Raw genomic sequence first — 11,671 nt, forward strand, 5'->3', positions numbered from 1 at the left:
TTCTGCGTGCAGGCTATCCGTTCACGTCCCCGGATTCATGTCTCTACCGACGGCATGGGGGTGGTCGGGCATGCCGGAGCGCGTCTGCTGGCGGATCTCGCCGAGGCCACGGGCCTGACGGCGGAGTTCTCCGCCGCGCTGGGCCCGCAGCGCACGCGTGGCACGGGGCATGTTCCCGGCCGGATCGCCGCGGACCTGGCGGTGATGATCGCCGACGGCGGCGAGACCATCACGGACCTGGCCGTGCTGCGCGACCAGAATGAAGTGTTCGGCCCGGTGGCGTCCACGCCCACCGCCTGGCGACTGCTCGCCCAAATCGACGACGTGATGCTCGCTTCTCTGCGCACCGCACGGGCCCAGGCCCGTGAAGTGGCCTGTCTGCAGGCCGCCGACCGAGGTGAGGGTGTCCCCGCGGTGAGGGCCGCCGGGTGCGAGGTACCCGGCCTGGTCCTGGACCTCGACGCCACGCTGGTGACCTGCCATTCCGATAAGCAGGAGCTGCCCGGGCCACCGGCCTGCGGAACCTTCCCCTGCACCGCACCGCCCAGAACCGGATCTGGCTGGAGATCGTGCAGATCGCCCTCGACCTGCTGGCCTGGATGCCGATGCTCGCCCTGACCGGCAAGGCCCGCCTCTGGGAACCCCGCCGCCTGCGGCTCCGCCTGTTCACCGCGGCCGGGCAGCTCGTGACCACCGGCCGTCGACGAATCCTCCGCCTGGCCCGGCACTGGCCCTGGTCCACTCACATCACCGCCACACTCGAACGGCTCGCACTCCTGCCGAACCCCGGCTGACCAGCAACTTTCCCGTCCCTACGACAGCAGCCGGCACCGGAGCAGTGGAATCCGGCGCCTCCCCGAGACGACACTCGGGCCCTCAACCTGTCCACTCTCCGCCCACGGCACGAAAACGGCCCACCGACTTCGTCGGCGGACCGTCATGAAACTTCGAGGCTAATGGGCCTATGTTCGCGGGTGGCTGGTGTCAGAGAGGTTCTTCGGGGTGCCAGAACACTGGCGTGCCGCGTCTGTCTCTCCCTGCGGTTCGGTGTCAGTACGTTCCCGGTCCGGGCCCATCGCCGAGGCCACGGACAGGCATCCGCGCTGCTGAAGTTCACGGGTGGCCTCCTCCAGGTCGGCAGCGGCGAAGGCGTCGCGGATGTCCCGCGAAGTCCCAAGGAGGCTGACATTCCCGCCACCACCGGCGGCGTCCGGGAGCGCAACCGCGTACAGCGGGGCAGGGTTGGCCCGGGCGACGTCCAGAACTGGCGTGACTCAGAAACCGTCGTGATGGACGTTCCAGCCGCCGTCCGCGGCGGCCTTGGTGATCTCCTCCGGCGAGCGGGTGACCGTGTCCGACGTTCCACCGCTGGCACGAACGAAGTGATCATGGAAAGCGATCACCAGCTGCGTGCCTTGCCGCACGACGTCCTGGTGTGGCTGGCTTCGCCCGCCCCGGCGGGCATGTCGCGTGGCGGGGCCGGAACGGATTACCCGCATGCTGCTTCGAGAGCGACCGGAGTGGGAGCTTCTCCTGGCGCGACTACCGCGACCTGCTGATCGCTGCCACCAGTCACTCGGCGGCCCGATCGTGCCCATCCGGGACAACCGCAACGTCCACAGAGCCGCCGGACTGCGGGAGTTCGCCGGCCCCAGGACTGGCCGATCCTCTACTGCCTGCCACCCTACGCACCCGATCTCAGCTCCGTCGAAGGGATCTGGTCCCTCCCGCGACGCAGCCCGCTCTCCAACGTCGCCTTCAGCGCGCCCGAACACCTCATCCGAGGCGGCCTACGGCACATCCGGTACCGCAGCGACCTCATAGCGGCCGCCTCGCCGAGACCGGCCCGACCATCCGACCTGCCTGGCTGGACGCCCTACGCCGGGTCCCGTGTCCGCGGCGCCGTCAGAGTGGGTTCGGCGTAGACGTACTCCTCGATCCGGTCGATGAGACCGCCCTGGAACCGGAAGTAGACCGCGGCGTGGACATCGCTGCGGGACCCGTCGTTGCCGACTACGTGGAGCACGTGCTGCTGGAGCACCTCGTCGGGGTCGCGAAACCGGCGGATCACGTCGTACCTCAGCGAGCAGACGTCCACGGTGAAGGACCTCAGCCGGTCCAGGCTGTCCTCGATCGGCTGTTCGCCCTGGCCGTCGTTCTGCCGCACCGTGGCGGCCTCGGTGCACATCGTCCGAGCGGCGGTGAAGTCGAACGCCTCCAGACTCCGCAGAAACAGATTCACTTGGTCGTCGATGTCGTGTGCCATGGCGGTTCCCCTTCCTGATGTGGTGACGTAGGACGCTGCCGGCAGCCGGTCGAGACCCGGTCAGGGGCTGAAGAGGAGGCCCAGTGCGTGCAGGTCGGTGACGTACTTGCGGATGAGGTCCGGCGACACCCGGGGAATGTCCTGCTCGGGGCCGACCCTCGCCTCCCGCACGGCGGCGTGGAAGCGCCCGGCGGGGAGCAGCGCCCCCGGGGCGCCTCCCTCGGGTTCCGCGTAGGCGCCGAGCAGCGGGAGCAGCGAGTGTTGTCGTTGGTTCTCCGGCAGGGCGCGGAGCGCAGCGGTGAAGCGGGTGACCCAGGCACCGTGGTCGTCGATCCGCCGGATCGGGTGTCCGGCATCGATGAGCCAGTCGACGAAGGTGTCCAGGGAGATGCCGTCGTCGTGCGGGTTGAGGACGTTGAAGGTCCGGTGGCCCTCGGTGGTCGGTGCGCCCAGCGCGACGATGGCCTCTGCGGTGAAGTCGACCGGTAGGCCGTCGTAGTGCGCACGGGCACCCGCCCGGTAGAACGAGCCGGGCGCGATGCCGGTGGCGACCAGGCTGAGCAGCAGGCGGGTGAGGACGTCAGGCACGTTGACCTGCCCGGAGTACGTAGTGTGTGCCAGGACCATGTCGGACCGGAAGACGGCGACCGGCAGACCGAAGCGTTCGTGTGCCTCCCGGAGCAGGACTTCCCCGGCCCATTTGCTGGTCGCGTACCCGTCGGCGTACCCCTGGCCGATGGTCCGTACCGGACTGGTGGCGCGGATGTCTGCGTTCTCGTCGGCGGTCTCGGCGGGGGTTCCGAGGCAGACGGCGACGGTCGAGACGTGGTTGACGGGCTTCAGCCGCGTGGTGAGTGCCAACCGGATCACTTCGGCGGTGCCGACGACATTGGGGCCGAACAGTTCGCTGTACGGCAGCAGGTGGTTGACCAGCGCGGCCGGGTGGACGATCAGGTCCACGGTGTCGGCCAGTTCCCGCCAGGCGTCCTGCGCCAAGCCCAGCCGGGGTTCACCGATGTCGCCGGCAAGCACCTGCAGGGTCTTCCCGGCCGCTTTCCGGTAGCGGCGGAGCAGGGCGGCGTCGCCGCCGTCGAAGGCTTCTTCAAGCCGCCTCGCCGCGACGGCCGCGTCGCTGCCCCTGACGAGGCAGACCAGGCGTCCGTCCGAAGCCGCCAGACGCTCCAGCCACTCCAGGCAGAGGAACCGGCCGAGGTAGCCGGTGGCCCCGGTCAGCAGGACCGTCCGTACGTCATCGTCGGGGCGGGGCCGCGGCGGAGCGTCGGCAAGCGTGGGCGCGTCGAGGAACTTCTGCAGGGTGAGGTCACTGGCGCGGACTTCGGTGCGGTGCTCCCCGTGAACGGAGGCGAACGTGGGGCGGCGGATCCTGGCCGGCCGGCGGGCCGCCGCGATGTACCGCGCGATCTCCGCCAGGTCGTTGGCGGGACTGATGATCACACCGACCGGGACGTCGACGTGGAAGACCTCCTTCATCAGCTCGGAGAACGACAGGGCGGAGAGGGAGTCCCCGCCGAGGTCGGTGAAGCGCGTGCCGGGGCGGACATCGGCTCCAGGGGTTCCTAGCAGTGCCTGGGCGGCTCGGGTGACCGTCTCCTCCAACGGCCCGTCCGTGCCGGTGCGCCGTAGTTTGCGCAGCCGGCGGTCCTGCCCGTCGGCGAGCTGGTCGTACAGCAGTTCCAGAGCGGGTCCGTAGCGCTCCTTGAGGCGGGGGCGCAGCAGTTTGTGGCTCTCGGTGAAGAGGCCGTTCTCGGGGCTGAAAGGCTCGGTCTCGATGAGGATGCCGCGGGGGATCTCGTACGAGTTGAGTCCGGCTTTCCCGGCAACGCTCCGGAGAGATTCCATGAGCAGCGGCCTGAGCGCTTCGGTGTCCCCGCCGCATCCGGCCAGCGCGGCGGGGGTGGGCACCACCACCGCGAGCAGGTAGGCGCGCTCGCTGTTGCCGTACAGGTAGAGGTGCTGGACGAGGGGGCTGCCGAGGAGAACGGTCTCCAGGCGGGACACGGCCACGAACTCGCCCTGGGACAGCTTGAGGGTGTCCTTCGTGCGGTCGACGTAGACCAGCCGGTCGGGCCCGGTTTCGGCGAAGACGTCACCAGTGCGGTAGTAGCCGTCGGCGTCGAAGATCGTGGCGGTGAGGTCGGGGCGCCGGTAGTAGCCGGGGATGAGCGTGTGGGACTTCAGAAGCAGTTCGCCTCGTGGATAGGGCAGGTCGGTCTCGTAGTAGCCCAGTTCGGGGACGTCCACCAGCTTGTAGTCGGTGACCGGGGGGCGCTGGACCACGGTGTCCAGCAGCACTCCGCCAGCTTCGGTGGAGCCGTAGCCGGTGTAGAGGTGGAAACCAAGGATGGACTCTACGAACGCCGCGAGCTCGGCGGAGAGCGGGGCGGTGCCGACGAACGCCTTGGCCACCCGGCCGCCCAGGAATTCCTCCCGCAGCTCCTTCCTGACCGCTGCCTCGATGTGGCCCGGCTCGCCGGCCCGGCGGTCCACCTCGCTGCGGTAGTGCTGGAGGAGCATGTCGCACAGGCGCGGCACCATGGTCAGCTCCGTGGGGCGGACCAGGGCGATGTCCTCGAACAGGGTGGACAGGTCTCCGGCGGCCGTGAAGTAGCCGGTGCCTCCCTTCACGAGCGAGCCCATCACCGCGTAGCGGCCCGCGAGATGGCTCTGCGGCAGGTAGAGGACGCTGATCGCGGGGGTGTCGGCCGCCCCGTAGCTGAACCCGTACCACGCGGTGCTCAGGAGGCTTTGGGTGTACATGGCCCCCTTGGGCGCGCCGGTGCTGCCGGAGGTGTAGATCAGCAGGGAGAGCGGGTCCTCCCCCGGGGCCGCGGTGTACAGGGGCGGGGGCGGCAGAGCGCTGCCCCGGTCGATCAGCTCGGCCAGTGTGTCGACGGTGACCGAGCTCCGGGCCCCGGCCAGGCGCTCCTGGGCCCATGCCAGGGCCTCGCGCGGGCCGGTGGTTCCCGGGCCGTGGTCGAGGACGACGAGGCGCCGGATCGTGCTCGACGCGATGACCACGTCGACGGCGATGTCCAGGCGGTCAATGCTCGCGGCCAGCACCGTCGGCTCGGACTCTGCGACGATCGGCGCAAGTTGGGACAGCGGTGCGTTGGACTGCAGGGGCACGGGCACGGCCCCTAGGTGGATGCAGGCCAGGTCGAGCGTCGCGTAGTCGGTGCTGGTGAAGCCGAGGGTGCAGATCCGGTCGCCGGGGCCCAGGGGGTACTCCGGGTCGTGGTGCCACCGGCCGGCCAGTGCGCGCACGCGGGACCACAGTTCGCGGTAGCTGATGGTGTCGAAGCGCGGGAGGAGACGCCCGGTCGCCGGGTCCCGGGCGCGTTCGCCGAGGGCGGGCCGGTCCCCGTGGCTCTCCAGGACGGACGCCATGACCTCGGCGAGCGCCCGGCCGGGGTCGACGGCGGCCAGGGCCTCGGCAAGCCCGTGGCCCGGATCGTGCGCCGACGCGGTGATGGCGTCCAGCGGTTCGGCCATGGTGGATCCTCCGGTGGCGGTTCCGTAGTGGGGCGGGCGCGCTGGGCGGTTTCCGTGTGCGGCGGCCCGGTCGTCAGCCCTCGGCGGGTGCGGGCGTCACCAGCGGACCGGGAGCGCGGCCACACCGCGGATGAGGCGTTCGGTCCGCCACGCGAGCTGGTCGGCGGGGACGGCGAGGTGCAGACCGGGCAGGCGGGTGACGAGGGTTTCGAGGACGACGCGCAGTTCGACCCTGGCCAGTTGCGCGCCGAGGCAGTGGTGGATGCCGTACCCGAAAGCGACGTGCGGGACCTGCTCGCGGTGGAAGTCGATCTCCTCGGGCCGGTCGAACACCTCGGAGTCGCGGTTGGCCATCCCGAGTTCGGCCACCACCGCGTCCCCGGCGCGGATGAGCTGCCCGCCCAGTTCGAGGTCCTCGGTCGCGACACGGGTGAACCCGGCGGTGGCGCTGATCGGGATGAAACGGGAGAGTTCCTCGACCGCGCGGGGGATGAGCGAGGGATCGGCGACGAGCTGCCGCCAGAGGGCGGGCCGGGTCAGCAGGGTGTAGACGAAGTTGCCGATCTGGTTGGCGGTGGCCTCCTGGCCGGCGGAGAGGAGGCTGACGCCCAGGCTGACCAGCTCCTCCTTGCTGAGCGGGTCCTTACCGCTGTCGGCGGCCAGCTCGCCCAGGAGGTCGTCGGTGGGCTCGGCCCGGCGCTGCTCGATCAGCTCCGCGAGGTAGTCCCCGAGCTGCCGGCGGGCGTGTGCGGACTGCTCGGGGTCGTCGAGGATCAGCAGGCCGTCCACCCACTCGGTGAACCGGTCCTGGTCGGTGGATGGCACTCCGAGCATCTCGCAGATCACCGTGATCGGCAGCGGCCACGTGAGGACCGCCGCCAGGTCGGCGGGGCCGTCCGCTTGCGTCATCGTGTCGACCAGGCCGTTCACGATCTCCTCGATGCGCGGGCGGAAAGCGTCGATGCTGCGTACGGTGAACGCGCTCATCACCCGGCGTCGCAGTCGGCTGTGGTCCGGCGGGTCCATGCCCATGATGGAGGTCGGCGGCGGGGCGACGGCGACGGTGCGGGGCACATGGTCGCCCGCGGCGGCGGCGCGGCTGAAGCGGGGGTCCGACAGGACGGTCCTGACGTCGGCGTACCGGGTGACGAGCCAGCCGTCGCCACCGAAGGGCAGGCGCACCCGGAGCACGGGGTGTTCGCCGCAGACCTCGAACAGTGTGGGGTCCAGGTCGAGCCGGTCCACCGGGCCGAAGGGGTAGGCCCGTATCTCGTGTCCTGCGGCGGTCATCGTGTCCGTCCTTCCGGGCTGCCGAGCGGTCGGCTGCGCGTGTTGGGTGGTGTGCCGTCAGGTGCCTGGGGGCTTCACGGGCGGCGGTGCCGGGTCTCAGCACAGGCTCGCGGTCTTTCCGCCGTCGACGACGATGTTGCTCCCGGTGATCCAGGAGGCGCGGGGAGAGACCAGGAAGCTCACCGCGTCGGCGATGTCCTGGGGCTCGCCGAGCCGCCCGAGCGGGATCTCGGCGGCCCACTGTCCGGTGAGGTCGTCGGGATCTCCGCCGTGCAGTTCGACGATCCGGGTGCGGGCGATCTCCGACGCCGGTGTCTCGACGTTACCGAGGCACACGGAGAGGACCCGGATGCCGTCCGGAGCCAGTTCGGCGGAGAGGCCCTTGCTGTACGTCTCCAGCGCAGATTTGGCAGCGGCGTAGTGCAAGAGGTTCGGGTAGGCCGCGACGGTGGCGATCGACGACACGTGGACGATGGCGCCGCCGCTCTCGCGCATCGAGGGCACGAGGGCCGCGTTGAGCCGGACGGCGGCGAGGAAGTTGATGTCCATCGTGTACTGCCAGTCGTTCTCCAGCTCCAGCACGCTCTGGAACGAGCGGCAGCCGCCGGCGTTGTTGACGACGATGTCCACGCCGCCCAGCAGTTCCAGCGCGGTGTCGGCGAAGTCCCGCACGCCGTCGGAGGTGCTGAGGTCGGCCGTGACGAACGCGGCGCCGGGCGGTGTGTCCGGGGTCTCGCTGCGGGCCGAGGTGACGACGGTCGCGCCGGCGTCGAGCAAGTTGCGCGCGATGGCGGCGCCGATCCCGCGGCTGCCACCGGTGACCACGGCCCGTCGGCCCGCCAGCTCACCCGACGATGTGGGGATGCGGATGTTCTCCGTCGCCATGGGGCTCCACCACTCTCCCTGACGTGCCGTCATACGACCGAAATGGCGGGGTATTGCGCTTCACTTCCCGCGTGGCGCTGTTCCGCTGGCCCAAATATCCATGGTTCGCTCGGCACGGTCAAATTCATTGTGCCGATGTAATGGATCGCCTTCCGCGATTCAGGGGCACTGTGGCCAATCACGGTGATGTTCGTGCACAATCGTCGGGCGGCCGAACCAGCCCCGCATCGCCTGAGAATCACCCGTCGAAAAGGCAACCAATAAACGCCCGGGAAGCCGTTTGAGCGGCTCCCGACTCGGGAGGACATCATGGCCAGTCTGGATGAACCGTTCACCGTGGGCGGCCTCACGCTCCCCAACCGGATCGTGATGGCCCCGATGACGAGGACGGCGTCTCCCGGCGGCGTGCCCGGTCCGGACGTGGCGGAGTACTACGCGCGGCGGGCGGCCCACCGCCTCGGGCTGATCATCACCGAGGGCACCTACATCGGCCATCCTGCCGCCCCCGCCTACGACGGCGTGCCCGAGTTCCACGGCGAACAGGCCCTCGCCGGCTGGGCCCATGTGCTACGCCGGGTGCACGAGGAGGGCGGCCGGATCATTCCACAGCTGTGGCACACGGGCGCGGCGCGCACCGCGACCGATCCGCCCGCCGAGGGCCCGTCCGGGATCGGGCTGGACGGCACCCCGGCGGGACGGGCCATGACGCGGAAGGACATCGGCGCCGCGGTGGAAGCGTTCGCGGAGGCCGCCGAGCACGCCGCACGGCTGGGGTTCGACGGGGTCGAGCTGCACGGTGCGCACGGCTATCTCATCGATGACTTTCTGTGGACCGGGACCAACCGGCGCACCGACCGCTACGGCGGCGACCCGGCCTCCCGAGCCCGATTCGGTGCCGAGGTCGTGCGGGCGGTCCGCGCGGCCGTCGGTCCGGAGTTCCCCGTCTTCTTCCGTTTCTCCCAGTGGAAGCTCGGCGAGTACGGGGCCCGCACCGCGGCGAGCCCGGATGAGTTGCGCCTGCTGCTGGAGCCTCTGGCCTCGGCCGGTGTCGACGTGTTCCACGCCTCGACCCGGCGCTACTGGCTGCCGGAGTTCGAGGACAGCGACAGCACCCTCAACCTGGCCGGCTGGATACGCAAGCTCACCGGCAGGCCGACCGTGGCGGTCGGCTCGGTCGGTATGGACCAGCAGTACGGCGAGGGCGAGTTCGCCCAAGGCTTCACGGGACCGTCCGGCGTGACCGGCATCGACGAGTTGGTGGCCCGCCTGGAACGCGACGAGTTCGACCTGGTCGCCGTGGGCCGGTCTTTGCTGGCCAACCCGGACTGGGCGGCGCTGGCGCTCCGAGGCGAGCTGGACCGGGCCGTCCCCTACGACCCGTCCGTCCTGCGGACCCTGACCTGAGGGACCGTGGCGCCGAAGGTCCCGGGGGAGAACTGCCCACCGGGCCCGAGGCACGGCGGCAGGGTGCGGTTAGCGCTGCCCACCGTGCCCGCACCTCCTCATCTCCCCGGGACGCGTACCGATTGACTGCGTCCCAGTTGTCCGCCGTACTTCCCGCGGCGGCCCGGTCGAATACATTTGTAGCGGGCTTGAGAAAAGAAGTTTCCTTTACCCCTCGCCCGCCCGGCATACCTCCCCAGGGTGAATTCACAGGCGTACGGAAGGGCATCGAAGGCCTCACTTTCCAGGTGCCCCTATCAGCCCGGGCTTCCTGGGTGAGGATTCCGCGCCTTCGAAGCTCTGGAAGAGGCAGTCCGTCGTGACCGGTGGCTCATCCTCCTCTCCGAGCGCCCCGGAAATTTCCGGCGGGCGAAACGCTCCGTGCTCGATTCCCACGGCCCCGCCGGGAGACGCTCTGCTCGGCGCCGTCGGTGCCGCAGTGAGCCCTTCTCGGTAACGTCTCGTGACGGTTCGTGATCTTGGGTTAAGTGGTGCGGCCGTGCTCCAGCTGGAGCAGGACGAGGGCGGCTCGGGCGATCCGGGTGATGCTGCCGGGGTCGAGGCTGACCCGGCGCAGAGCCTTGAAGGTGACCTTGAGCAGGGCGTTGGCCCGCTCGGAAACACCGTGGATGCCACGGATCACCTTGCTGAACGCCTGCTGCTGGGTGGTGAGCTGGCTGCCCTGGGGCTTCTTGACCGGGTGACGGAAGCCGTCCCCGGCGTCTTCATAGCCCAGGTCCGTCAGGGTGGGCACGCCCAAGGTGGTCGAGAGTCGATCGAGGGCGGCGTTCAGGCCGTGGGTGCGGGCGCAGGTGGTGTCGTGCTCACGGCCAGGGCGGACCGGAGAGACCCACAACGGCCAGCCGTCGGGGGCGGAGACGACCTGTACGTTCCCGCCGTGGTGCCTGTGCTTTCCGGACCACCAGAGGGCGGCCCCGTTCGGTCCTGGGGCGGCGACGCGGTCGGTGCGGATGACGGTGCCGTCCAGGTTGAGGTGGGTGCAGCCGGCTGCGGCCGCGCGCTCCAGCGCGGTGGACAAATCCGGGGCGTGGCCCGGGAGCACGGTCAGCCCTTCGTGCGGGTAGCGGTAGGCGGTGGGGACCCAGATGCCGTTGTCGCGGGCGTAGTTGGGCCAGCCGGGCCCCATCGACGAACCACCGCAGCACCAGCACCGCCTGCTTGAAGGCGCCCAGGGCGCGGGTGTTCTTGCGGGTGCCGAGCCGGTCGCGATGTGCTCGCAGGAGTCGGGCCAGGGGTCTCAGCGGTCCCCCGGCGGACATTGAGCACAGCGGTGTAGGCAATGGTCAACGTGTGGAGCCTCTTGGTGTCCTGAACATGGTCTAGGTCCTGGCTGTGCACGTCACTTCGCCGATTCCCATCCGTCTCCGACGATCAGTTCGTTCACGGGGTCTCAGCTCAGGGGTTCCGTTGGCTCCGGGATGTACCGGACGTCCTTGAGAGGCGCTGTGGGCTGTGCGCCGAACTTTTCCTCGACGGTGCCGCTGGTGCCGACGTGCACGACCTGGAGGGCGACGCGGGTGTCCCATTCGCGCAGGTCGATCCGCACGCGGGGGGACCCGCTTTCGGGCTTCATATCCACGATCTGCTCGTCGAAGTATCCGGCGCGCTTGAGTGCGGCTCGCACCTCGGCGGCGTTCTCGCCCGTGCCCTTGAGGGCAGTGGTGATGTGCGCGGCGAACTTGTCCGCGTAGCAAACCTCGGGCTTGGTGAGCGGGACCGGCTCCAGGAGGTTCCCGTCGGGCACGGCCGGTACGGGTTCATCGGTGGGGGGCGGATCGGCAGGCAGGGGAAGGCGGTCGCCGGGCTTGCCGGCGGGCTTGATGAAGGGGTCTTGGGCGACGGTGGGAATGTCGCTGGGACCCAGGGGCTTGCCGGTCTTGGTGCCGTCCAGCGGCGGGCAGCCGTCGATGGTCTCGAGGGACAGCTTCATGAAGTCAAGCTGCGGACGCCGGCGTCCCTCCCCTCGGGTACGGAGACGACCTTGTCCGTCTCAATGGTGGCGGCCGAGGGAGTGCTGGAGCAGGCGGTGAGGGCGAACGCGCCCAGAGCGAGGGCGGCTGCGGTGTGTGCTATTCGGGACATGACGTTAACTTAGAGCCGCGCGCTGCCACCGCCATGAGTACACGTACTCATCTCGAAGCGGAAGAGTCGACCCGCGCCGCAAGGTGGCCAACTCGCCACCGACCAGCAGACGTTCAACAAGGCCGCCCTCGTCCTGCTCCAGCTGAAGAACGGCCGCACCACCTGGCCGAA

Annotated in this window: 8 protein-coding genes and 3 pseudogenes; 3 read left to right on the forward strand and 8 right to left on the reverse strand. The window is 69.9% G+C overall.

Annotation, left to right across the window (positions count from 1 at the left end; genetic code table 11):
* Nucleotides 1-54 precede the first annotated feature (54 nt).
* A pseudogene (locus tag RLT59_RS39285) lies at nt 55-794 on the forward strand (transposase).
* A gap of 480 nt (nt 795-1,274) precedes the next feature.
* Here RLT59_RS39285 and RLT59_RS04570 read toward each other — a convergent pair.
* Nucleotides 1,275-1,424 carry a hypothetical protein gene (locus RLT59_RS04570; protein ID WP_311302176.1) on the reverse strand — a complete coding sequence of 50 codons (150 nt, stop codon included), beginning with the start codon at nt 1,422-1,424 and terminating at the stop codon, nt 1,275-1,277.
* Nucleotides 1,425-1,435: 11 nt separating this feature from the next.
* On the opposite strand from RLT59_RS04570, the pseudogene RLT59_RS04575 reads away from it, so the two are divergent.
* Nucleotides 1,436-1,864: pseudogene (locus RLT59_RS04575) on the forward strand (transposase); the annotation flags it as partial.
* Between the two features lie 12 nt (nt 1,865-1,876).
* On the opposite strand, the gene RLT59_RS04580 reads toward RLT59_RS04575, so the two are convergent.
* The 4 genes from RLT59_RS04580 to RLT59_RS04595 form a co-directional block, all read right to left on the reverse strand.
* Nucleotides 1,877-2,266: a nuclear transport factor 2-like protein gene (locus tag RLT59_RS04580; protein WP_311302177.1), complete on the reverse strand. Its 390-nt coding sequence runs from the start codon at nt 2,264-2,266 to the stop codon at nt 1,877-1,879.
* Nucleotides 2,267-2,326: 60 nt separating this feature from the next.
* Entirely contained in the window at nt 2,327-5,779 is a 3,453-nt protein-coding gene (car, locus tag RLT59_RS04585) for a carboxylic acid reductase (protein WP_311302178.1), read from the reverse strand.
* 96 nt (nt 5,780-5,875) lie between these two features.
* Nucleotides 5,876-7,069, reverse strand: coding sequence for a cytochrome P450 (locus RLT59_RS04590; RefSeq protein WP_311302179.1), 1,194 nt, complete (start codon nt 7,067-7,069; stop codon nt 5,876-5,878).
* A 96-nt stretch (nt 7,070-7,165) separates the two neighbouring features.
* Complete coding sequence (locus tag RLT59_RS04595) at nt 7,166-7,954, reverse strand: oxidoreductase (protein WP_311302180.1); 789 nt, start codon at nt 7,952-7,954, stop codon at nt 7,166-7,168.
* Between the two features lie 309 nt (nt 7,955-8,263).
* On the opposite strand from RLT59_RS04595, the gene RLT59_RS04600 reads away from it, so the two are divergent.
* A complete protein-coding gene (locus RLT59_RS04600; protein WP_311302181.1) occupies nt 8,264-9,358 on the forward strand; it encodes an NADH:flavin oxidoreductase in 1,095 nt (364 codons plus the stop codon).
* Nucleotides 9,359-9,881: 523 nt separating this feature from the next.
* Here the strand turns inward: RLT59_RS04600 and RLT59_RS04605 are convergent.
* The 3 genes and pseudogenes from RLT59_RS04605 to RLT59_RS04615 all read right to left on the reverse strand — a co-directional run bounded on the left by RLT59_RS04605 (nt 9,882) and on the right by RLT59_RS04615 (nt 11,500).
* Nucleotides 9,882-10,699: pseudogene (locus RLT59_RS04605) on the reverse strand (transposase family protein).
* A gap of 109 nt (nt 10,700-10,808) precedes the next feature.
* Nucleotides 10,809-11,348 carry a hypothetical protein gene (locus tag RLT59_RS04610; protein WP_311302182.1) on the reverse strand — a complete coding sequence of 180 codons (540 nt, stop codon included), beginning with the start codon at nt 11,346-11,348 and terminating at the stop codon, nt 10,809-10,811.
* On the reverse strand, nt 11,345-11,500 hold the full coding sequence (locus RLT59_RS04615; protein ID WP_311302183.1) for a hypothetical protein: 156 nt from the start codon (nt 11,498-11,500) through the stop codon (nt 11,345-11,347). Before RLT59_RS04615 ends, RLT59_RS04610 begins: the two co-directional genes overlap by 4 nt.
* Nucleotides 11,501-11,671 lie beyond the last annotated feature (171 nt).

Source organism: Streptomyces sp. ITFR-6, from assembly GCF_031844725.1.
Taxonomy (GTDB): domain Bacteria; phylum Actinomycetota; class Actinomycetes; order Streptomycetales; family Streptomycetaceae; genus Streptomyces.